This window comes from Aquimarina sp., assembly GCF_977115655.1.
On record NZ_CDSBKO010000020.1, the window covers coordinates 59,865 to 85,275 of the forward strand.

Annotated in this window: 16 protein-coding genes; 12 read left to right on the forward strand and 4 right to left on the reverse strand. The window is 33.2% G+C overall.

Annotated elements, in window-relative coordinates:
* Positions 1-31: 31 nt before the first annotated feature.
* On the reverse strand, positions 32-418 hold the full coding sequence (locus ACZIYX_RS10450; protein WP_462682176.1) for an NAD(P)H-dependent oxidoreductase: 387 nt from the start codon (positions 416-418) through the stop codon (positions 32-34).
* 251 nt (positions 419-669) lie between these two features.
* Between ACZIYX_RS10450 and ACZIYX_RS10455 the strand changes: the two genes are divergently transcribed.
* The 9 genes from ACZIYX_RS10455 (at position 670) to ACZIYX_RS10495 (ending at position 14,766) form a co-directional block, all read left to right on the forward strand.
* Positions 670-1,209 (forward strand): hypothetical protein, encoded by a 540-nt coding sequence (locus tag ACZIYX_RS10455; protein ID WP_462682177.1) that lies wholly within the window; start codon positions 670-672, stop codon positions 1,207-1,209.
* A gap of 187 nt (positions 1,210-1,396) precedes the next feature.
* Positions 1,397-1,972 carry a YdeI/OmpD-associated family protein gene (locus ACZIYX_RS10460; RefSeq protein WP_462682178.1) on the forward strand — a complete coding sequence of 192 codons (576 nt, stop codon included), beginning with the start codon at positions 1,397-1,399 and terminating at the stop codon, positions 1,970-1,972.
* Positions 1,973-2,483: 511 nt separating this feature from the next.
* Complete coding sequence (locus ACZIYX_RS10465) at positions 2,484-3,311, forward strand: M57 family metalloprotease (RefSeq protein ID WP_462682179.1); 828 nt, start codon at positions 2,484-2,486, stop codon at positions 3,309-3,311.
* A 284-nt stretch (positions 3,312-3,595) separates the two neighbouring features.
* On the forward strand, positions 3,596-6,898 hold the full coding sequence (locus ACZIYX_RS10470; protein ID WP_462682180.1) for an amidohydrolase family protein: 3,303 nt from the start codon (positions 3,596-3,598) through the stop codon (positions 6,896-6,898).
* Positions 6,899-7,024: 126 nt separating this feature from the next.
* Positions 7,025-8,521, forward strand: a complete 1,497-nt coding sequence (locus ACZIYX_RS10475) for a S10 family peptidase (protein ID WP_462682181.1) — start codon at positions 7,025-7,027, stop codon at positions 8,519-8,521.
* A 3-nt stretch (positions 8,522-8,524) separates the two neighbouring features.
* Positions 8,525-9,535, forward strand: a complete 1,011-nt coding sequence (locus ACZIYX_RS10480; RefSeq protein WP_462682182.1) for a pirin family protein — start codon at positions 8,525-8,527, stop codon at positions 9,533-9,535.
* A 111-nt stretch (positions 9,536-9,646) separates the two neighbouring features.
* Complete coding sequence (locus tag ACZIYX_RS10485; protein WP_462682183.1) at positions 9,647-11,725, forward strand: response regulator; 2,079 nt, start codon at positions 9,647-9,649, stop codon at positions 11,723-11,725.
* A gap of 131 nt (positions 11,726-11,856) precedes the next feature.
* Positions 11,857-13,938, forward strand: a complete 2,082-nt coding sequence (locus tag ACZIYX_RS10490) for a response regulator (protein ID WP_462682184.1) — start codon at positions 11,857-11,859, stop codon at positions 13,936-13,938.
* Complete coding sequence (locus ACZIYX_RS10495; protein WP_462682185.1) at positions 13,939-14,766, forward strand: DUF1853 family protein; 828 nt, start codon at positions 13,939-13,941, stop codon at positions 14,764-14,766.
* A gap of 10 nt (positions 14,767-14,776) precedes the next feature.
* Here ACZIYX_RS10495 and ACZIYX_RS10500 read toward each other — a convergent pair whose 3' ends face one another.
* From ACZIYX_RS10500 to ACZIYX_RS10510, 3 genes are all read right to left on the reverse strand, one after another.
* On the reverse strand, positions 14,777-17,434 hold the full coding sequence (locus ACZIYX_RS10500) for a T9SS type A sorting domain-containing protein (RefSeq protein WP_462682186.1): 2,658 nt from the start codon (positions 17,432-17,434) through the stop codon (positions 14,777-14,779).
* Between the two features lie 194 nt (positions 17,435-17,628).
* Entirely contained in the window at positions 17,629-19,092 is a 1,464-nt protein-coding gene (locus ACZIYX_RS10505) for a magnesium chelatase (RefSeq protein ID WP_462682192.1), read from the reverse strand.
* Between the two features lie 73 nt (positions 19,093-19,165).
* On the reverse strand, positions 19,166-20,296 hold the full coding sequence (locus tag ACZIYX_RS10510; RefSeq protein ID WP_462682187.1) for a vWA domain-containing protein: 1,131 nt from the start codon (positions 20,294-20,296) through the stop codon (positions 19,166-19,168).
* A 291-nt stretch (positions 20,297-20,587) separates the two neighbouring features.
* On the opposite strand from ACZIYX_RS10510, the gene ACZIYX_RS10515 reads away from it, so the two are divergent.
* The 3 genes from ACZIYX_RS10515 (at position 20,588) to ACZIYX_RS10525 (ending at position 25,061) form a co-directional block, all read left to right on the forward strand.
* Positions 20,588-22,057 carry a M28 family peptidase gene (locus ACZIYX_RS10515; protein ID WP_462682188.1) on the forward strand — a complete coding sequence of 490 codons (1,470 nt, stop codon included), beginning with the start codon at positions 20,588-20,590 and terminating at the stop codon, positions 22,055-22,057.
* 578 nt (positions 22,058-22,635) lie between these two features.
* Positions 22,636-22,992, forward strand: coding sequence for a hypothetical protein (locus ACZIYX_RS10520; RefSeq protein WP_462682189.1), 357 nt, complete (start codon positions 22,636-22,638; stop codon positions 22,990-22,992).
* Between the two features lie 593 nt (positions 22,993-23,585).
* Positions 23,586-25,061 carry an SLC13 family permease gene (locus ACZIYX_RS10525; protein WP_462682190.1) on the forward strand — a complete coding sequence of 492 codons (1,476 nt, stop codon included), beginning with the start codon at positions 23,586-23,588 and terminating at the stop codon, positions 25,059-25,061.
* Positions 25,062-25,411 lie beyond the last annotated feature (350 nt).

Below are 25,411 nucleotides of genomic sequence, written 5' to 3' on the forward strand. Positions count from 1 at the left end.
AAGGGAAAAAGGGTGTTTTATTGCGGTAAATTCAAAGTATAATTGATATAAGTATGTACTTTTTGCCATGCAACAGTCCGCCTGTTCCATAATTCATTTCAGGATTCTCAGGATTCCTTCCATCACTCATCCAAATCCCGTTATGATAACCTGCTGCTAAGATTTCGTCAAAGTACTTTTTAAACTTAAATGGTATTGAAAACCACCATACAGGGGTGTGATAGATTATAATATCTGCCCAAATATATTTAGATACCTCTTCTTTTATCTTATACCTTTTATCTATGTGTGTTTCTTTTACAGAATAATAATCTAACCTTATAAAAAAGTTTTTTGTAATATTAAACAAAGACTTATTAAACAAACCTTTAGAATCTGAAAAAGAGTGCCAACCATTAATTATCAAAATATTTTTCATTGTATTCGTTTTTAAATTAGTATGTAAAAGTATTTTGCTTTTTTATATTATATAAATAATACAAATCATACATTAGTATCATAATAGCATGGTTAATCTAGAATGGTACAGAACATTTAAGGCTGTTTATGAAGAAGGCAACTTAACAAAAGCCTGAGGTATTATACTCTTCCCAACCCGGGGTTAGTCTACATATAAGCTCTTTAGAATCTTATGTAGGATATAAATTGTTTGAAAGGACTTCTAGAAAAATGATTCCTACAGTTAGAGGGGTAATGATGTATGATTATATTATTGATGCGTTAAAAAAATTAGAAAAAGCAGAACAACATTTTAGAAAAAAAGGTTTGGATAACACCCCTACAGTAAGTATTGGGATGTGCTCTGAGGTTTTTCAGTACTTTTTTGAGCCCTATATAGCAGAATTAGGTTTTGATATTATAGCACATTTTGGAGAATATCCACAGATGATAAAGGAATTAAACGAAGGTATTTTGGATTTGGTGATAACTCCAAAAAAATTAATACTACTGCTATTATATATACTCCATTTTTTAAAGAAAAAATCCAGCTCATTGCAGGTACAGAAACAAATACTTCAAATCTGGAACTATCTATCTAAAATAAAGAATGGAAAAAACTCGAAGAACAGCTTGCCAATCAGACTTGGTATTGCTCATATAACGTTATGGAGTATTCAAAAACTTTTTGGTCTTATAATTTTAATAAAAAGCAAGTATTTAAACCCAACTATATTGTTCCCGATATCCTTTCTATCATACGATGTATAAGCCATAATAAAGGAATGGCGCTTGTACCCGATTTTTTATGCGCCAATGCATTAAAAGCTAATAAGGTTAAATTAATTTGGGAAGGGCATCAAAATGTTGAAAATACCTTTTATTTTGCGGTTAAAGAAAATGATATAAAATTCAAAAAATAAATAAATAAAACCGAAAAGATAGTTTCCAGAAAAATATGATCCATAAACCAGAGTTATATTTTAAAAACGATCAGGAGTGGCGTGTGTGGCTACATAAAAACCACGATCAATACCAAGGTGTATATCTTATATTTTATAAGGTGGAAAGCGCTGAACCCAGTATGCGTTGGGAAGAAGCAGTAAAAGTAGCTTTATGCTATGGATGGATAGACTCTACCGTAAAAAAAATCGACGAACAACGCCGTAGGCAATATTTCTGTCCGCGCAAACCTAAAAGTGTTTGGAGCAAAGTCAATAAAACCTATATCACAGATCTTATACAAAACGATCTTATGCACAGCAGTGGTTTGCTTAGTATTGAAATTGCAAAAAAAAATGGCTCCTGGATTGCTATAGACGATGTAGAAAACGGAATTATACCAAAAGACCTTCAAGATGTATTTGATAAAACTCCAAATGCATTTAAAAACTACCAAAGTTTTGCCCAGGGATATCGCAAAAGTTACTTGTATTGGCTTAATCAGGCCAAACGGCAAGAAACAAGGGATAAACGTATCGATGAAATCATTAAACTCTGTATTGCTAATGTAAAGTCCAGAAATAATTGGTAAAATCAATAACCCTAAAATAAGTGAAAACAAAACCTGCTCTCAATATATATTGTTTTAAGGTAAACCTCTAAAATCTAAGTATTTTAACCATATTAAATCTTTTAATATTGAATAGTAACCCCCTTAAAATACCAAATCCTCTTTCATAGGCTACTTCATTTTCACAATAATTAACATAATGAAAAGTTAAATTTAAGGCTTAAATGTTAAAATTTAAGGTTCAAAAAGCAAACTTAGATTTAGTTTTTGTGCTTTTTTTCCTTCAAAAAAAATAAAAATTATTTAACACTAAAAAGATGTTTTTTTAACAAGTTAGTATAGTTATAATCAAATAGATATTTTTTTTATAACCATACCTAAGTAAGTACAATACCGCAAACTGAATTACGTATTAACCATAACATCATTAAGTTATTACAACGTGCTTAAAAACTGTGCGTTAAGTCAATTATTAAATTTTGTTCACCAAAGTTTAATATACATTTGAAATAACAAACTCAACTTATACATTATGAAACGAAATGTTTTTTACACATGCCTGAGCATTGCTGTGCTAGGTTTAACTTCTTGTCAATCAGAAAATGATCTTCAGCAAGAAACAGAACAATCTTTAATTAACACTCAGATTAAATCTTTAGGTTTTAGTACAGATTACATGTATGAAGCCGAAATGAACGGAAAAAATGGCTTTGTAGTAGAAGGGGATATTTTTCTGGACAAAGAAATGATTAGTGATTTATTAAACAACAAAGAAGGAGGCCCAGATGAAATATCATCAAAACATTATGTAACCCCTAATTTATTGCCCAGAGACCGGGCGGTTGTTATAGATGTATATCTGGATAATGCATTTAATGCCACTATGGGAGCTGCTTTTAATGATGCACTAAATCGTTACAACGAATTAAATCTAAATGTTTCTTTTAGAAGAACTTTTCAACGCGCTAATTCTGATATAGCTATCCTTTCAGAAAACATTCCTAATACACCACAAGGTGGAGTTGTTTTAGGTCGTAGTGCCGGTTTTCCCAGAAATAACAGACCTGCTACACCAATAGTACTTAACTCTCGTGTATTTGGTGGTGCTAATTTGCGAGCAGACACTGCTACCGTTATAGCACATGAAATCGGACATGCCATAGGTTTTCGTCACACAGATTATCAAGACCGTTCCTTTAGTTGTGGAGGAAGATTTGATAGTGAAGATCGTCTTGGCGCATTATATGTACCAGGAACGCCAAGAGGAGCAGAAGCCGGTTCATGGATGTTAGCTTGTAGCAACGGAAATGACAGACCATTTACAGCTTCAGACAGAACAGCATTACGATTTGTATATTAATACAAACAAGTATCTTATAATTTTAAATACAAAGCGGGGAGTTTTCTCCGCTTTTTTATTGAAATCCTTTAAATTTCAAATTTATAAACATTTAGACCTTTTGGATATATCTTACCCTATTATACAACAAGGCTTCCATAATTAAGAGTAAAACGTTTTATAAGGTAAAACAATCCGTATATAATATCTTGTTTCTGCAAAAACACAGCAAATTACCCTTAACATCACTTTAAGATATATTATGAGATAAATCCTTATTTTGGTAGCATCTAAATTCACTCAACATGCATAAACATATTGTCATTACCCTTTTAATCGGGGTATTTTTAACTTTTAATCTTAATTCTCAAAAGACAAATAAAAAGGAAGAGGAGAAATGGGATATTTCTAATCCTAAAGGCGGATTTAATTATAAAGCTCATACCTTTAGTACCGATCAGGGAACCTGGATGAACCTGGATGTTAGTCCGGATGGTAAAACGATTGTATTTGATCTTTTGGGAGATATCTACAGCATCCCTGTATCTGGTGGAAAAGCAAAAGCGCTGCGTACCGGTATTCCTTTTGAAATACAACCACGATTTAGTCCGGACGGAAAAAAAATATCTTTTACCAGCGATGCAACTGGAGGAGACAATATCTGGACTATGAATATCGACGGCTCCTCTGCCACACAAATAACTAAAGAAGATTTTAGACTATTAAACAATGCTGTGTGGATGCCAGATGGTAATTATCTGGTAGCCAGAAAACACTTTACTTCAGAACGCTCTCTTGGAGCAGGCGAAATATGGCAATATCATATTACAGGAGGATCTGGTGTACAATTAACCAAAAGAAAAAACGACCAACAAGATGTTAACGAACCCAATATCTCTGCCGATGGCAAATACCTGTACTATGCAGAGGATATGTACCCCGGAGGTTTTTTTCAATATAACAAAGACCCAAATAAACAAATCTATGTTATTAAACGATATGAGTTTAAAACTGGCAAAACGACTACTATAACAGGCGGTCCCGGTGGAGCGGCAAGACCGCAAGTATCCAGAGATGGTAAAATGCTTGCATTTGTAAAAAGAGTACGTACCAAAACAGTATTATATATACATAATCTGGAAACAGGTGAAGAGTGGCCAATCTATGATGCCTTAAATAAAGATCAGCAAGAAGCCTGGGCTATATTTGGTGTATACCCAAACTATAACTGGATGCCTGATAATAAAGAAATTATATTCTGGTCTGGCGGAAAAATAAATAAAATAAATATTGAAAACCAGCAAGTAACCAATATACCTTTTACCGTAGATGCAACTATTAAAATAGCAGAAACCGTACATTTTAATTCCCCTGTAGCTCCAGAGGAATTTACCGCCAAAGTAATCCGTAATGCTGTTACCTCTCCGGATGGTAAAACAGTTATATTTAGTGCTCTGGGATATATCTGGAGCAAATCTTTACCCAATGGTAAACCACAACGACTTACCTCACAATCTAACGACTTAGAGTTCGAACCTGGTTTTTCTAACGATGGTAAACAAATTGTATATGTAACCTGGAATGATGAAAACCTGGGAGCAATATATAAAATACCCGCAACGGGAGGTACTGCCACCAAATTGACCACTCAAAAAGGAATTTACCGAACCCCTTCCTTTAACTCTTCTAATACTTTAATAATATATAAAAAAGAAGAAGGAAATAGCGACCAAGGGCTTAGTTTTAGTAAAAATACAGGTATTTATACCATGTCCTCTTCCGGAGAAAATAACAAACTGGTAACAGAAGAAGGAGAATACCCAATGTTCTCGGCAGATAATACCCGAATCTTTTACCAAACAGGAGGCACATATTTTGGTACACTAACCAAAGAATTAAAATCTGTGGACCTTAACGGAAAAGATCAAAAAACACATATCAAATCTAAATATGCCAATCGTTTAGTTCCAAGTCCGGATAATAAATGGATTGCTTTTACCAACCTGCATAAAGCTTTTATAGCACCATTGGTACTTAACGGCACAGAAATAGATTTGGATAACAGTACTAAATCTGTACCTGTTTCTCAAATCTCTAAAGATGCAGGAATTAATCTGCATTGGTCTGTAGATAGCAAAAAAATATTTTGGACCCTTGGGGAGGAATACTTTGTAAATAACATAAAAGATCGTTTTACATTTTTACCAAACTCACCAGAAAAAGTAGGAGAAATTACTACCAAAGGCATTACAATTGATTTAAAGGTAAAAACAGACAAACCACAAGGTAGAATTGCTTTTACCAATGCAAGAATAATTACTATGGAGGGAGATCAGGTAATTGAAAACGGAACGATAATTATTAAAGACAATCGTATCGAAAAAATAGGAAACACCTCTGATATATCTGTACCAGAAGACGCAAAAGTATATAATGCAGAAGGCAAAACAATTATGCCCGGTATTGTAGACGCACATGCACATATAGGTGCTTTTAGAGATGGTTTAACTACTCAAAAACATTGGCAGCTATATACGAATCTGGCATTTGGGGTAACGACATCTCATGATCCATCTGCAAATACAGAGTCTGTATTTGCAATGTCCGAGATGATTAAAAAAGGAGAAATGGTAGGACCACGACTCTACTCTACTGGTATTATTTTATATGGAGCAGACGGTGACTTTAAAGCTGTGGTAAATAATTTAGAAGATGCGCGATCCTCTATTAGAAGAACCAAAGCGTTTGGAGCTAAATCTGTAAAAAGTTATAACCAGCCACGTAGGGATCAACGCCAACAAATACTACAAGCCGCCAGAGAATTAGAGATTAATGTAGTTCCTGAAGGAGGATCCACTTTTTACCATAATATGAGCATGATTATGGATGGGCATACTGGTGTAGAGCACAATATCCCTGTGGCTCCAGTATATAAAGATGTAAATGAATTATGGAAAACCAGTAATACCGGATACACACCTACACTTATTGTAAATTATGGAGGAGTAAATGGAGAATACTATTTCTACCAAAATGATAATGTTTGGGAAAATGAAAAACTACTTAAATACACCCCAAGAGCCATTATTGATGCCAACTCCAGACACAGAACAATGATACCTGATGAAGAATATGAAAACGGGCATATATTGGTTTCAAAAACCTGTAAAGCATTAACTGATGCAGGAGTTAAAGTAAATTTGGGAGCTCATGGACAACTACAAGGCTTGGGAGCACATTGGGAGTTATGGCTGTTGCAACAAGGAGGGATGACCAATATGGAAGCCTTAAGAGCTGCGACTATTAATGGCGCACAATATATTGGGGCAGGAAACGATATAGGATCTCTTAAAGAAGGGAAACTGGCAGATTTAATCCTTCTGGATAAAAACCCTCTGGAAGATATTAGAAATACAGAAACCGTAAAATATACCATGGTTAACGGACGATTATTTGACACCGCTACCATGAACGAAATAGGTAACACCCAAAAAAACAGAACAAAATTTTGGTGGGAGAATGTTAACTATAGTCAAGCATTTCCCTGGCATCAGGAATCCAATAGTTTTATGCAACCAGGATGTGGATGTCATATCGGGCATAATTAAAAAATATAAATTCAATACATACCTTGCAGGCTTTACAAACCTGTGAGGTATGTATCCTAAAAAGTAAAATCAACTATATCCCTTAATTAAGGAATTAAAATCCAGTAGTATCCTAATCCTGAACAGATGAAAAAAATATTTTCTTTATTAATTTTGGTTTTTGCCTTTGTACTTTCTTTAAAAGCTCAAAATGTAAAAGTTCCTATAGATACTACTATAGTTACTAATCATACTACTACTATAAAGCAACAAACAATTCCTTACAGAGCTACTACGGGGTTTCAACCCGTTTGGGATGAATCTGGCACACCTATTGCCTCTTTATCTTATACCTACTACAAAAGGTCTGATATTAAAAATGATGAAAAGCGACCTTTGGTAATTTCATTTAATGGTGGTCCCGGCTCTGCCTCTGTATGGATGCATATTGCATATACAGGGCCCCGCATTCTTAAAATTGATGACGAAGGGTTTCCTGTACAACCCTACGGTATCAAAGCAAATCCTAATTCTATTTTAGACATTGCAGATATCGTTTTTGTAAACCCTGTTAATACCGGATATTCCAGAATGATCCCGGGCAGTGATGGAAAAATGCCTGACAAAGAACTATTTTTTGGAGTACAAGCAGATGTAAAATATCTGGCAGGTTGGATTAACACTTTTGTATCCAGAAATAATCGATGGAGATCTCCTAAATACCTTATTGGTGAGAGTTATGGAACAACCAGAGTATCTGGCTTGGCATTAGAGTTACAAGACCAACACTGGATGTACCTTAACGGGGTAATATTAGTCTCACCAACGGAAATTGGATTTAAGTTTGATGGCCCCGTAGAGGTCGCTAACAGGTTACCATATTTTACAGCAGCAGCATGGTATCATAAAATGCTTCCTCCAGAACTACAAAATAAAGATCTAAGCGAAATATTACCAGAAGTGGAGAACTATACTATTAATGAATTATTACCTGCGATTGTAAAAAGCGGATATCTTGAAAAAGACAAAAAGGAAAATGTTATTGATAAAATGGCATACTACTCCGGACTTTCTAAAAAAACAATACGCCAACATAACCTCGAAGTACCAAAAGCTTATTTTTGGAAAGATCTTTTAAGAGATAAAGATGGACATACTATTGGCAGACTAGATTCCCGCTATAAAGGAATGGATATAAAAGAAGCAGGAGACACACCAGATTACAATAGTGAGTTAACCTCATGGTTACATGCATTTACTCCTGCTATAAATTATTATTACAGTCAAGAACTTAACTTTAAAACAGATCTTAAATATAATATGTTTGGACCTGTAAGACCATGGGATAGAACAAAAGGTAACCAAACAGGAGAAAACCTAAGAAAAGCGATGGCTATGAATGCTAATCTGCATACCATGATACAATCTGGTTATTATGATGGTGCTACTACTTATTTTAATGCAAAATATGTGATGTGGCAGCTTAATGCCAATGGTAAACTTACAGATCGCCTTAGTTTTAAGGGATATCGTAGCGGACACATGATGTATTTGCGTAACGAAGATTTAATTAAAGCCAACGATGATATTAGAGCATTTATAACAAAATCTTCTGCTAATATTAGCAAAGGATCAAAATACTAAACTATGTCTGCAATTATTAAAATTAGACCTTTAGGTTTTACTTGGGAAACCAGTGATCCCTTTTTGTTTTGTGCATATCACGAAGATCAATATCCAAAAGGAAATGGAAAATTAGGGCCAGATGCCTCACTCGAAGGAAGAAATATAGGTCAGGATTTTACTTTAAAAGATGGTTGGCGAATGTATCATGGCACCAATGTACCCGGATTTCCTGCACATCCCCATCGTGGTTTTGAAACCGTTACAATTGTGCAAAAAGGATTAGTAGATCATTCAGATTCTTTGGGTGCTGCAGGACGTTTTGGCAATGGAGATGTGCAATGGATGACCGCTGGTAAAGGCGTACAACACTCTGAAATGTTTCCACTATTGGATACCAAAAAAGAAAATCCCTTTTTATTGTTTCAGATCTGGCTTAATCTACCAAGAGATAAAAAAATGACAGATCCACATTTTAAGATGTTATGGAGTGACGAAATTCCGATCATTAAAACTAAAGATGATTCTGAAAAAATCACTCAAATTACCTTAATTGCAGGAAAATTTAAGGATAAAACAGCCCCCGCACCTGCACCAGATTCCTGGGCTGCAGATCCCAAAAATGAAATAGCTATCTGGACCATAAAAATGGATCCCGATGCAACATTTACTTTTTCTGGCGCATCCAAAGGAATAAACAGATCTTTATATTTTTTTAAAGGGAACGACCTAATTAGCGAAGGATATACCATACCCGTTAACCATGAAATAATACTAAACGCCGATAAGGAACTAACCATAAAAAATGGAAGTGCCGAAGCACATTTTTTACTTTTACAAGGCAGACCAATTAACGAGCCTGTAGTAAAACAAGGTCCTTTTGTTATGAATAGCCAAATAGAAATCAGAGAAGCCATACATGAATACCAACAAACAGAATTTGGTGGTTGGCCATGGTCTGGTTATGATCATGTTCATGATCCCTATATAGGTAGGTTCGCTCTTTATCCGGATGGCACCGAAATAAAAAAATAACACACAACTTCCTTATTAAAAGCAAATAATCATTAACTTTAATTTCAATATATAATTATATAAAACATTTTTAACATCATTATAGTTCTATAATTATTTTATTCAATACAAATGTGTAATAGAAAAACATTTCTTTTACCTCTTCTGTGTTTTCTGTATATTGTTCTGTCCTTTTCGTGTGTAAAGAAAAAGATTTTAACAGATACAGAAGCAAATTGGCTAAAACAAAATGATTCTATTATTGTTGCATTATGTCCTTATTATCCTCCCTATCAGTTTATAGATGATAATAATTCTATCGAAGGTATTTTTATTGAATACTTAAGCTTAATTGAAGACAAAATAGACCATAAGTTTAAAAGGAAATACTATTCTGAATGGCCAAAATTAATGGAGGATGCCAGAAGTAATAAGATAGATATAATTATAGAAATAGAAAGTACTCCATCCAGAGATACCTACCTCAATTTTTATTCTCGCCTCTTTGAATCTAATCATGTTATTGTTACCCGAAAAGATGCTACCCATAACAAACAAATTACTGATTTTAATAAACAACAAATAGTAGTTCCAAAAGATTTTGCCATTTTAGAACTTTTAGAAAAAAAATATCCCAATATTATTTTTACAGATAATAAAAATGATTTGGTTTGTCTTCAAAACCTGAATTCAGGAAAATATGATGCTTATATTGGTCCTAAATCAATTGCTAACTATCTTATTAATGCCAAAAAATTAAATAACCTGCAAATATCCTCAGAAACAGATATACCCTATAAACCCTTAATTGCTGTAGATAAAAAAAACAAGGTTCTTAATGACATTATTAAAAAGGCTATCCTTACTATTTCTGATTCTGAAAACCAGAACATTCTGGAAAACTGGCTTTATACAGAAACAAAACCCTTTTATAAAAGAGCCGGTTTTTTGATACCTTCTGTGCTTTTTGTGCTATCCGTATTGGTTACTATATTAAGTATGAATTTTTATTTGGGTTATGTCGTAAAACAAAAAACAAAGTCGCTAAAAATAGCCAAAGAAGAAGCCGAAAAAGACAATGAATTAAAATCTGCATTTATCCAGAATATCTCCCACGAGATTCGAACACCTATGAATGGTATTATTGGGTTTTCTAAATTTTTAAATGAAGAAAAAATGAATGCCCTGGAAAAAATAAAATATTCTGAAATTATATCAAAAAGTAGTAAACAATTAATGAATACTATGAATGATATACTTGAAATTTCAGAACTACAAACCAAACTAGTTATACTTAACCCTGAAAAAACTGATTTACATGAACTCTTTGATACCATTTTTTCTATATATGAAACCAAAGCCAAAGAAAAAGGAATAGTAATATTGCTCAACAACAGCATTGCAGATCATCATCGCTTTATATATATAGATAAATCAAAGCTTAATAAAATAATCCAAAGACTGGTTGAAAATGCTATCAAGTATACAAAAAGAGGAGCTATACTTATTTCTTGTGCAATTCATAAAGGTTCTTTAATGGTAACAGTAAGAGACTCTGGTATAGGAATAAAACCAGAAGATCAAGAACTTATATTCAAAAGTTTCTTGCAATCTGAAAACCAAATATCAAAAAAATATGGTGGGCTTGGGGTTGGGTTAACCATAGCAAAAGAAAATACTAAATTAATGAACGGCAAATTATCTTTTTCTTCTATTCCTGATAAAGGATCCACTTTTCGGCTCGAAATACCTTTTACCGCATTTATCGCTAAAAACTACAACGATCCCCCAATCCTTACGTTATATACTGCAAAAGCAAAACCCTACACTATTTTAATTGCCGAAGATGGTGATGTGAATTTTTTAGTATTAAAAACCATCTTACTCAAAACAGAAGATTATAATTTGATTATCCATCGGGCTAATAATGGTAAAGAAGCTACTCTTTTTTGCGAAGACAATAATGCTGTAGATCTGGTGTTTATGGATATCAAAATGCCTGAAATGAATGGCTATGACGCCACCAAACGGATCAAAAACATACACCCTGATCTTCCTGTAATCGCACAAACAGCATATACTAATGATAAGGATATCCAAAATGCTTTTAATGCAGGATGTGATGACGTTGTTTCAAAACCTATAGATCCAAAAGCAATAAAAACAATACTACATAAATATTTACCCACTCATTCTGTTCAAAACAGTTAATCCAACTTTAAAAACTTATTTAAAATCTTAATAAATTCTAAAAATAAGAAGGTTGTTTCTTGAAAGTGTAGCTTTTATATACTATCTTTATTAATAGGGGATAAAAAAGTAAAGGATAACCAGTAAAAGCTATGGTAAAAAGACTACTTTATATCTCCTTTGCACTTATTTTAACGTTAGGTTTTTTTTCTTGCTCCAATTCTGCAACACTTACCGATCAACAAAAAAAATGGCTTCAAAACAACGATAGCATTACTGTTGGTGTTTTTCCTTACTATGCACCGTATCAATTTATCAATGAAAATGAAAAAATAGACGGTATTTTAATTGATTACCTTTCTCTTATCGAAAAAAAAACAAATCATAAGTTTCAACAAAAATTATATACCAATTGGGAAGATTTGCTAAATGATGCAAAAAACAATAAAATTGAAATTATATTAGAAATACAAAAAACTGCACCACGGGATTCTTATCTTAACTTCTACTCCCAACTTTTTGAATCCAGTCATACTATTGTTACCCGAAAAGATGTTGATTATGGAAAAACCCTGAAGGATTACTACGATAAAATAATAACTGTACCTAAGGATTATGCCATACATGATGTATTAAAAGAAAAAGAAAAAAACCTTAGTATATCTACCGAAATAGATGACATTACCTGTTTAAGACAAGTTCTTTCTGGAAAATACCACGCATATATCGGGCCAAAAGCCGTGGCCAATTATCTTATAAAAACAGAAAAACTGGACGGTCTTAAAATTGTTTCAGAAATAAAATATAGCTATACTCCAAGTTTAGCCGTTCAAAAAAGTAACGCATATCTTAACCAAATTATTTTAAAATCTACCAGTAGTATTACGGATCGCGAAAAACAAGTTATTTTTGATAATTGGTTGTATAATCCTGTAGTTCCGTATTATAAAAAAACCAACTTTTGGATTACCCTTACCGCAATGGCATTACTATTACTAATAATAATTCTTTCCCTTAACAGGTATTTACAGTATTTAATCCAACAAAAAACAAGAGAGCTTAACTTTGCTAAAAAAAAAGCAGAAGAAAGCAATAAGCTTAAAACAGCCTTTATCCATAACATATCCCACGAAGTAAGAACTCCTATGAATGGTATTATAGGGTTTTCTGAATTACTAAATGATCCGAAAATTACTCGCGAAGATCAAAAAAAATATTCTAAAATTATTATTGAAAGCAGTAATCAATTAATAAATATTATAGATGATATTATAGAAATTTCTCAACTGGAAACCAATCAGGTAGAAGTTAGATTTGAAGAAGTAAATCTTAATACGATATTGGATATACTGTTTTCAGATTTTCAAAACAAAGCGATTAGTAAAAATATAGCTATACATCTTGACAGTCAACTAACAAATAAACAGGGTCTTATATTAATAGATAAATTAAAAATTACTAAAATATTACGTAACCTCATCGACAATGCTATTAAATTTACTACCAAAGGCATGGTCGAAATTTATTGCGAAGTAAAAGGAAGTTTTTTGGTTATTAGCATAAAAGATACCGGAATAGGAATAAAACCGGAAGACCAGGAATTAATATTCAAAAACTTTACGCAATCTGAGAAAGAAGTAACCAAAAGCTATGACGGGCTAGGATTAGGTTTATCTATAGCTCAAAAAAATGCCAAGCTAATTGGTGGTAACATCTCTTTTTCTTCTATGCCCGACAAAGGTTCCAGCTTTATCTTAACCATACCATATAATCCGGTTTTTACGACTATACCCCGGGATATATCTATAGACACAGACATAATACCGTATACCTCTTCTATTAAACAAGTAATCCTTATTGTTGAAGATGGGGAAATAAACTTTTTGTACTTAAAAACTATTCTGCATAATATGAAAGAATTTAAGTTTGTAATTTATCGTGCAGAAAATGGTAAAGAAGCTGTGGAAATATGCAAAAAAAACAAAGGAATTGATTTAGTACTAATGGATATAAGAATGCCTATAATGGATGGATATACTGCTACAAAAAAGATAAAAAAAATAAGGCCCGGCTTGCCTATTGTAGCACAAACTGCTTACTCTACAGAAGAAGATATACAAAAAGCACTGGATGCTGGTTGTGATGACTTTGTATCCAAACCTATAGATAGAAAAATATTAAAACCTATCATCAACAAATATTTTTCTGTCTTTTCTAAATCCAAACTTACCTAAATGCCAATTATAAATGAATATCTGGGTTTTTTGGAAAGCAATTCTTTATATATCAACAAAAAATTTTTGCCCATAATACCATTTAACTTTGTAGATTTAGCAAAATCCGATTATTGTATAGATCAACACATAAAAATAAACATCTCAAAAAATGAAGTCCTTGGTAAACGGGCAGAGCGCTTTTTTGAATACTGTATTACAAACTCGGGGCAGTATAGTATTATTGCAAAAAACATACAGATATTTAAAGATAAAACAACCATCGGAGAATTGGATTTTTTATTAAAAGATCTACATAAAAACAAAGTGATCCATGTAGAACTTGTGTATAAATTTTATCTGTTGGATCCTGCTATACATGGAGAATTGCAACAATGGACAGGACCAAACCGAAAAGATTCTTTATTCCAAAAAATACAAAAACTTATACATAAACAATTCCCTCTCTTATATCAGGAAGAAACACTTGCTATATTACAAAAAACACAAATCGATCCATATACCATAGAGCAACAAGTATGCTATCTTGCCAATCTTTTTGTTCCTCTTTCTCTTAAAAAAACTACTTTTCCATACATCAACAACCAATGTATAGTGGGCTATTGGATACCCATAAAGGCTTTTACTTTAATTGAATATGGTTCTTACCAATTTTATATACCACAAAAAAAAGATTGGGTGATTGCTCCTAAACATTGTGATACCTGGTTCTCTTTTAAGGATATTATTGAACCTATAGAGGTATTATTATCTCAAAAAAAATCTCCGTTACTCTGGATGAAAAGTAACGAAGATTTTTATCAACGATTTTTTATCGTTTGGTGGTAAAAACTATGTATTATTTTTTATAAAATAGCTTAGACGCTGTTTTACCAGAAGCATTTAGATCTTGTACTTTTAATATATAAGCACCTTTGGATAAACCCGAAATATCCAGGGTTTTTTGATTTTTATACTCTGTTATTTTTTTGCCATGCAGGTCATAGACAATTATCATAAATTGACTATTCAATGAAGAGCTTTCTATATGCAATTGATTGATTGCGGGAACAGGATATATTTCTAAGTTTATTGTATTATTTCTATTATTTTTATTATTTACTGAAGAAGAGGTACTCTGGCAATACGATGCATCCTGATATGGTACTATCGAAATAGTCTTAAATACCGGTTTTTTAGAATATTCAGCTATTTTTGAAGCCAGCCACCCGTCGTCATCTCCATTAGTACCTATAGGAGCTGCGCCTGTTGTAGACCCCCCGCCCCATAAAATACTAAAAACATTCATATCTGCCAGTTTTTGCATATTAGAAGTACCCCAGTCATACCCATTATCATTGCTAAGATGCTCTCCTATATTTTTGGCAGCATAATGGGGTTGTGTTAGTTTTATATTTTTTACATCAGAATGTATTTTACCAAGATCTGTTCCTATTCTGCTATCTCCAAAAAAGTAAGGTGCAGAAGCAGAAGAATGATTGGCAACATCAAAATTTACTATATTTTCATCTACAGTTGGCATGTGCCCCCCGGGAATTTGCCATAGCATGATAGGTGCATTTCCTATTCGTTGTGCTATTTCTTTACAAAAAATCAAATATTTATCCCAATGTTTTGCAGTCCATGCGTAGCTATCTATAGAAACCGGACCAAAACAATCACGCTCATATCTGTCAAAAGCAATAAAATCAGGTTTCCAATCTCCTGTGTACAGCTCTAATTCATTCATAAAGTCTGCTACTTCTATAGCCTCATTAACAGGGCTATTAAATTCGTTTGCCTTTTCATATACCCATCTTGCAGATCCGGCAGCCCACACATTTTGTTGATAACCAAACGGGATTTTACACTCTCCTACATGATGGATCAAAAAATTAATGGATTGAAAATATCCTTTTAAGTCTTCAGAAAAAGCAGGAAGATCGGTATTGTTTAAGTTTTCATCTGCAAAAGCTTTTTTAATATCTTTATTCACTTCAATTTTTATAGTTCTTATATTAAGATCATGCCCAAAAACAACATCTTGTTGAATCGCTCCTATAAGATCCGGACTTATAACAAAAGCTCCCGGATTAGGGTGATCTGCATCTTCATAACTTAACATTACTTTAATTTCCTGAATCAAGTTTCTGTAATGATAATACAGGTTTTTATTTTCTGTCATATCTTTTATAGCTTCTCCTGATCCACCACCACTTGCATTAGCTGTATAATGAACCATTACGGGAAGTATAGTTTTTCCGTCCTGAAATGCCTCTAACCGTCTTGCCTGCTTAATGGTATTGATAGTAGCGGTCATATCAGGGATTTTTCCTCTGTCCCCTGCTCCATCCAAACCAGAATACTTAAACAATACATTTAGCTCAGCCTTCTTCAAATCTTTATCAATAGCATCTGAAGCACTGGTCACAGTTCCATGAGATAAATATTTTGGAAATCCTTTTACGGTAAACTCTTTAACAGGATAACCTGCAAAAGAAACATCAAATGTGTTTGTTTTATCTTCTACTATGGTAATATTGCTATTATACCTTGGCACATATATTATATCATTGGCAGTATCTGTATAAGTAGAAATGGTTACCAAATAATTTCCTGCCATAACTTCGGCAATAGTATTTTTTCCATTTACAATTTTTTCATTTTTGGTAACGGTATTTATGTCTTTATTTTTTAAATCTATGGTTGTCGATACTCCATCGGGAAGTCCTTTTACATTGACTGTTAGATTTTCTTTTTTAATAACAGACTTAGTATATGGTATCGAAATTGTGGTGTTGGTACTTGATGGCACAAAAGATAAAGGCGCTGTTTCTGGGTATGCGCTTTTGTATATAGAAGTGCCCGAGATAAAATCGTTTGCCCATATAGTATATTCTTTATTAATTCGCAATAAACCAGTCTCTGTTGTAGTAATTGTTTTTGTTACTTCGGTATTAAATTCTGCGTTTTTATAAGTAACCTCAACAGCATTAGAGTCGTTACCAGTTATAGTAGTAGTTACATTTGTAAATAAGGAAGGTTCTCCATTTTCTGGATAAAACCGAAAAGTATTTGCTATATCCTCTAGTGATGAGGTTACTGCTTTAAGATCAATTTGAGCTTTAAAACTCTCTCCTGCAGATAATTTATAATCTACCCAGGGTTCATTGGCAAGATCTATAGTAATCGTATTTAAGTAATTACTTCCATCAGGATTTGATTTCATATTTACAGCTTTGGGATACGATATACTTCCGTTGGGAATAAAATTGACCAAACTGGGCACTTGGTTGGATAGAAATTGAATTTTAGCCCCTCTAGCACTAATATTATTTTGACCGGTGTTTTTTACTTCGATCAAAAGATCTACAACTCCCCATGATTTTGGGGCAAAACTCATTTTAATCTGGTGTTTTGTGGTTTCGCCTCCAAAATCCCGAATAAACGTTTGGGAATAAACAAAAAAATTAAGCAATAAAAATGCTGTGAGTAAAAAATTGAGTTTGTGTTTCATGATGTTAAGTTTTAAGAATACAAATATTTTGTATATCATTTATGAATCCTTAAGCAAGATATGGATAGACAAAAAATCTATAAAAAAAATTATATTAATAGCATGAAATAACACATTTTCAGGTCATTTTGATGACTAAAACAGAATATCATCAAAAAACCTTTAGCACTCTTTAAACCCGGATTATTTTTAATTTACAAATCACTTATATAGCTCCCGTACAAATCTTTAAACCGAAAACCTTCAGACAGTCTGTATTTACTTAGTTTTTTATATTCTACCAATCCCCATAACAAAAACTCCATCATAAAATACTGATCTTCAGGATTAGCTTCTGGTTGGTACTTCTTTATCAAAACCTTAAGCGGTATTATTGTTTCCAGTTTTTCTTTATACTCTTTGTCTGTAATATCTTCCAACAGTTCAAATCCACTTTCTTCAAAAAACCAATTTGTCAAATCCTGATATGGATCTTGATACTCTTCTTTTTGTAGTTTTTCTATCTTTGGAAAATAGTCTTCAAAAAGTGTCTTAATTGCATCTGCAATCAAAGAGTATGCTACAGATGCAGCTCCCTCCTGCTCTCCTTCATACACAAGTTCTACTTTACCGGTTATAGCAGGTATAACGCCTATAAAATCGCTTAATCGCAAGGTTGTTTTATCTTCGCCAGACCGCAATACCCTGTACTCTGCTGTACTCAATAAATTTTGATAAGCAGTAATACTCATTCTTGCGCTTATACCACTTTTATGGTCTATAAATTCACTTTCTCTGGCCTCAAAACTAATTTGTTCTAATAAATCCTTTGCCAAATCAGGAACATAAACCAGATCGGTTTGTCTGGAGTCTAATTTTGCTTCTTGTTGGGTAATCGTTTTTGCTGTTTGTATAGTTTCGGGATAGTGTGTTAAGATTTGTGACCCTATTCTGTCCTTTAGCGGGGTAACAATACTACCTCTATTGGTATAATCTTCGGGGTTTGCAGTAAACACAAACTGCATATCTAATGGTAACCGTAATTTGAATCCCCTAATCTGGATATCTCCTTCTTGTAATATATTAAACAATGCCACTTGTATTCGGGCTTGTAAATCTGGTAATTCATTAATTACAAAAATACAGCGATTAGCTCTGGGGATCATTCCAAAATGAATAACACGATCGTCTGCATAACTTAACTTTAAGTTGGCTGCTTTAATTGGGTCTACATCTCCTATAATATCTGCTACCGTTACATCTGGTGTTGCTAATTTTTCTGCAAAACGCTGGGATCTGTGCACCCATGCTACAGGTGTATCTTCTCCTTTTTCTTGTATTAAATTACTTGCATATCTGGAAATTGGATGAAAAGGATCATCATTAATTTCAGACCCTTCAATTACCGGTATCCATTCATCCAGAAGGGTAATCATTTGTCTTGCCAATCGTGTTTTTGCCTGCCCTCTTAATCCTAATAGATTAATATTATGACGAGACAGAATAGCTCTCTCTAACTCTGGAATTACGGTGTTTTCATATCCATGAATTCCTGTAAAAGTTTTTTCTTTATTACTTATTTTAGTCCTTAAATTATTTCTTAGCTCATCTTTTATAGATATACTTTTATATCCCGATTTTTTTAACTGACCTAATGTTTTTATGCTTTTAATATCTATTTGTTCCTTCATATTTTCTTTTATTTCTAAACAGAAGTCATGTAAGCTTCCTGTTCAAAATTTTGAAATTAATTTATCCTTTAATTCTTTTTTTTCGATTGGTTTCATAATCCTCAAAAATCATTTCACCAAGCCCTTTTAGACCTGTGTAAAATGCTTTGCCCTGATTTGCATAGGTAAACTCTCTTACAAACTGCATTAAATAAGGATCTTTTGCAATCATAAAAGTAGTTATTGGTATATGTAGTTTTCTGGCCTGTTGTGCCATCATATTGCATTTGTTTACAATATGGCGATCCAAACCATTACTGTTTTTATAGTATTGCCCGTCTGGTAATCTAAGACAACTTGGTTTACCATCGGTAATCATAAAAATTTGCTTATTGGTGTTACGTTTTCTGCGCAGCATATCCATGGCTAATTGCAATCCCGCTACGGTATTGGTATGGTAAGGCCCGACTTGCAGATATGGTAAATCTTTGATCTCTATAGGCCATGCATCGTTACCAAACACCAATATATCCAGAGTATCTTTTGGGTATTTGGTAGTAATAAGTTCTACCAGCGCCATTGCTACCTTTTTGGCAGGAGTAATACGATCCTCGCCATATAATATCATACTATGGCTAATATCGATCATTAAAACGGTACTCATTTGTGCTTTAAAACGGGTTTCTTCGACTACAAGATCCTCTTCTGTTAAATTAAAATCCCCGATACCATGATTAATTTGTGCATTTTTAAAGCTTTCTGTCATGGATATTCGTTCTAAAGAATCCCCGTATTGATAATTCCGAAACTCTCCGGAGTGTTCATCGCCTTTACCAATATAATTGGTTCTGTGGTTTCCCGATCCGCTACGTTTTAATTTTCCAAATATTTGATCTAATGCTCTTTTACGAATAGCTTGTTCGGTTTTAGCTGTAATAGCCATACTTCCTTTACCATCTGGCTTTATTTCTTCCCTTATATATCCTTTCTTTTTTAAATCCTCTACGAAATCGTCTAATGTATATTCTTCATCGGTTAATTGATATTCTTTATCCAGCTCTTTCATCCAATCTAAAGCCTCATCCAAATCTCCAGAAGTATGTGTAATAATTTCTTGAAAAATATCAAAAAGTTTATCAAAAGGAGACTGCTCAGGAGCCTCAAATACTTTAAACGCAAAACCTTTTTTAAACACTCTTTTTTCTTTTTCCATTAGCTATATGTTTTCTATACACTTAATAGTGTCATTCTTTTTTAAGTCCTTACTTTTCTTTTAAAAAAAAACGCATATAGATTTTACTAGATAAAGTTAGCACATTTTGCATAAGATAGGAACTTATACCATGTATAAGAAATTAGAATTAACATTTGTTTTGGAGAAAACCCAACCCTTGTTACATTTGTTATTGTATAAAATCACTAATTACTATCTTTGATAAGGATGGAAAACCGTAACCTACCATCCAAAAGACTTTTTTATTACAATTTATATCCGATCTTATCTATGAAAAAATCTATTCTATCTGCATTATTTTTGATATTTACAATCTCTATTTCTGCTCAATCTGAGGTAGACAAAGTGAAATCTACTGTTTCAAAAAGTGAAATCGAAGGGCACATTTATTTTCTTGCTTCAGATGAATTAAAGGGAAGACAAACCGGGTCTGCCGAAAATAAAATTGCTGCACAATACCTAGCCAATATGTTACGTGGTTATGGAGTAAAACAAATTAAAGATACTAACAGTTATTTTCAAACAGTACTACTTAAAAAAACTTCTGCCGCAACAAAAACCATTTTTAAAGCAGGTACCTTACATCTGGATAAAATACTAACCATTGCATCGGTAAATACCAACTATACAGGAAAAGCTGTTTTTTTAAATCACGGACTGGAAGAAGATTATAAAAATATAGACGTTACTGGAAAATATGTAATCTCTATTGTTGGTACCAAGGACAATAAAGATATTAGATCTGCTTTTTCTAAAACAAAAGAAAAAATGGCATTGGCCAAAGAAAAAGGTGCTGTTGGATTTATCGAAATTTGTAACGTGGATGATGCTACCTGGGGTAGAATGGAACATTACTTTAATGGAGATAAAATGGATGTTGCAGGGGAAAATGAAGATTCTGGTACTTTTTCTCACACTTGGATTAATGACCAAAAGGAAGAAATTAGTGCTGCCTTTGATAAAAAAAACGAGATCGATATGGAAATAGTTGTAGAAGGGATTCAAAAAAGGGATGTTCTCTCACAAAATGTAGTGGGATATATTGAAGGTTCTGATCCGGTTCTTAAAAACGAATATGTTATTTACTCTGCACACTACGATCACGTAGGTATTGGTAAAGCTGTAAATAATGATTCTATTTACAATGGTGCCAGAGATAATGCAGTAGGAACAGTTACTGTGCTTTCTGCCGCAGAAAATATTGCTAAATACCCTACCAAAAGATCTGCTTTATTTATTCTTTTTACCGGAGAAGAAAAAGGACTTTTAGGTAGTAAATGGTACGTAAACCATCCTGTATTACCGCTTCATCAAATGGTATATTGTTTTAATAGTGACAATGGTGGTTATAATGATACCTCGATAGCTACTATTGTTGGTTTGGGCAGAACCACTGCACAAAAAGATATTGTCGATGCTGCTGCTGCTTTTGGACTTAAAGCTATAGATGACCCTGCACCAGAGCAAGGATTATTTGATCGCTCAGATAATGTGCACTTTGCGGCAAAAGGCATTCCTGCTCCTACTTTTAGTATGGGGTTTACAGCATTTGACGAAGAAATAACCAAATATTACCATCAGGTAACCGATAATCCGGATACTTTAGATTATGAATACCTCTTCAAATTTTTTCAATCTTATGTTTTAGCTTGCAGAAATATTGCTAATAACCCAGAAACTCCGTTCTGGACAGAAGGGGATAAATATTATGATGCAGGCAAGAAATTATATCAAAAATAATAAGTAACCTATTCCTTTTGTCATCTTAGATTTAAAAATACATCCATCCCAACCTTCCTTCAAAGGAAGGAGTAAAAGTCTCCCTTTGAAGATAGATTTAGAGGGATGTTAATGGTAAATCTAAAAATTAAATAAAAAATATATAAGATGACAAAGCAGGACTATAAAAAGAAAAGATCTTAATCATAGTGTAAAGCTTTTACATTACATTTATCGAAATGTAATGTAAAAGCTTTACACTGATTCTGTTAGTTTTTGATAATCTAATAGTAATAATTAGCACCATTACCAACCTTTCATATCTTTTTTCTTTCTCACAGAGAATTATTCGTTATTTCAAAAAAACTAAGCTTCGAAAAGAAACAAAGCACAAAATTTTAAGATTTATTATGTTTTTTTTAACATAATAATTAAGTATATAAGGAGATTTAAACGCTAACTTTATAGTACCCCTCTTTTTAAGAATATTTAATTGTTTAAGCACATAGCATATACATATATGAAAATAAACGTAAACCCTTATGTAATTGTATAATATGTAAGTAACATAGTATACAATTGTAAAAAATCGTTAGATTATGAAAAATTGTATACTCCTTCTATTAGTATTTTCTTCTTTTTTAGCATACCCAAATATCGTTCAAAAGCAGAATTATACTATATCTGTATCTGATCAAAATCCCCGAGATCGCAAACTTTCTGCTGAAGAAGTAAAACAAAGGGGTATTGATCTTATGGCAAATCAAATTATCGAAAATATCGATGAAGTAGATTTGCGAAAAACAGCAAGATCTGAAATCTTCGAAACATCTTATGGTTTTCGATGGAAAATGGTTAATCTAAGTACCGGTAAGATTTTTATTATTAAAGTAGATAAAAACTTTAAGCTTATCTCTATACGAAGTGCAGATAATTCTAAAACGCTAATACCATAACATAGTATATTGTTTAATGCAATAAACACTTTATATAAAATTGTTTTTACCTTTTTAAGGTACAATAAAAAATCTATAGGTCATTTTGGGCGGAGTCAATACTATGTTTTCCCCTTTGATTACTATTTGGCTACGCTCAATATGACTTTTTGATTAAAAATGGATTCCAGCCTTTAGTTTATCCTGAACTTGTTGAAGGGCTGGAATGATAAGCAGAAAGCATTGTGTTTTGGTTATTTTGTCATTCCGTTGAAGAACGGAACTCACCATTAACAAACTTTAAGTCAATAGTTTAAATTCTTAACTTAATAGCGTTGAGCTACGGCTATGCTTAATACCACATCAAGTCTGGCACTAGCTTTTTACCTTGAATATTTAAAAAATAAATTCAATTTCTATACGCACGATTTCAAAGCTAAAATGGTATTATAAGCGAAATAGTTTTTAAATACTATCCGCATATACTTTTCAAAATTTATGTAGTATATATATTTAAAAGTTTTCTAGTACTTTTGGATGTACAGTTCTTTTCATCAGAATTACTCATAAATTCATTATAGAATCTGTAATACATTAACTTACATTTGTTATATATGTTTGTAAATATTAAAAAAACAGGGCTCGTATCTGGCCCAGCAATTTTTGTTTTGGTATTATTGTTTTTTCACCCGGAAGGATTGAGCAAAGAAGCCAATGCAATACTGGCAAGTACCTTATGGATTGCGGTATGGTGGATTACAGAAGCCATACCAATTGCTGCTACTTCATTACTACCAATTATTCTTTTTCCGTTATCTGGTGGGCTGGATATAAAAACCACTACTGCTGCATTTGGCAATCCTAATGTTTTTTTATATGCTGGTGGATTTATTTTAGCCATAGGGATAGAGAGATGGAATCTTCATAAACGTATTGCCCTGCGTATTATCACCATAATCGGCACCAATGTTAAAACCATGATCCTTGGTTTTATGGTAGCCACTGCTTTTTTATCTATGTGGATTTCTAATACGGCAACTTCGGTAATGATGCTACCAATAGGAATTGCAATTATAACACAGCTTACCGATAATCCCAATACCATAGCCGATGAAAATAAAATTTTCGGAAAAGCATTAATGTTAAGTATTGCATACAGTGCATCTATCGGGGGTATTGCCACACTTATTGGCACCCCTACCAATCTTATTCTGGCAGGTGTGGTAAAAGAGATTTATGGATTTGAAATAACTTTTACCGATTGGATTGTAATAGGATTACCAATTGCCCTGCTATTACTTTTTGTATGCTGGTATTATTTGGTACACATAGCATTTTCATTTCCGCAAAAAGAATTTCCGGGAGGAAAACAAGAAGTTAAAAAACAATTACAAGCATTGGGTAAAATATCTTTTGAAGAAAAACTGGTTCTTGCTGTCTTTATAGTTACTGCCTTTGCCTGGATCACCAGATCTTTTTTATTACAGCCTATATTTTCTGCTATAGATGATACCATAATCGCAATAACGGCGGCACTACTCCTTTTTATCTTGCCAAGCACCAAAAAAGGGAAACCTTTAATGAATTGGGAAACTGCCGTAAAGCTGCCTTGGGGGGTATTGTTGCTTTTTGGCGGGGGACTTGCCCTTGCTGCCGGTTTTAAAGAATCCGGACTAGCCGTATGGATAGGTACACAAATGTCTTTATTGCAAGGAGTACATTTAATTACGTTATTAATTTTTATAGTAACCGCAGTAAATTTTTTAACCGAGATTACCTCTAACGTCGCCACCACATCTATGCTATTACCCGTGTTGGCATCTATGTCATTATCTCTGGATGTGCACCCTTTTATTTTAATGGCAGGTGCAACCATAGCAGCATCTTGTGCATTTATGCTTCCTGTAGCCACTCCACCAAATGCAGTGGTATTTGGTTCCGGGTATTTAACCATACCGGATATGATGAAAAAAGGATTTTGGTTAAATATTATATCTGTTGTTTTTATAGTATTAATTACCTACTATCTGTTACCTTTTTTTTGGGATTTTGATCCTTCTTATTTCCCTCAAGAATTTAAAAAACCATAAACTAATGTTTATCGAGTATTGCTTTTATCGTTTTATAATCCTCCATATACTCCCAGTATATAATTATTCCCCGAACCCTGAGGTTACTCAAAAAGATGGGCTTCGAGAACCTCAGCCCCCAGTATGTCGAGAATCTCAGCCCCCAGTATTTCGAGAACCTCAGCCCCCAATACTTCGAGTGCCTCAGCTCTCCAAACAAATGTAGTAATTCTGAGAGTCCACTATCACGTCGAAAGCATAAGCTATCTTGTGGAAATCATTAGCTAACACATCGAAAGCATAAGCTATCTTGAGAAAATCGTTAACCAACACGGCGAAAGCACCAGCTATCTCGGGGAAATCGTTAACCA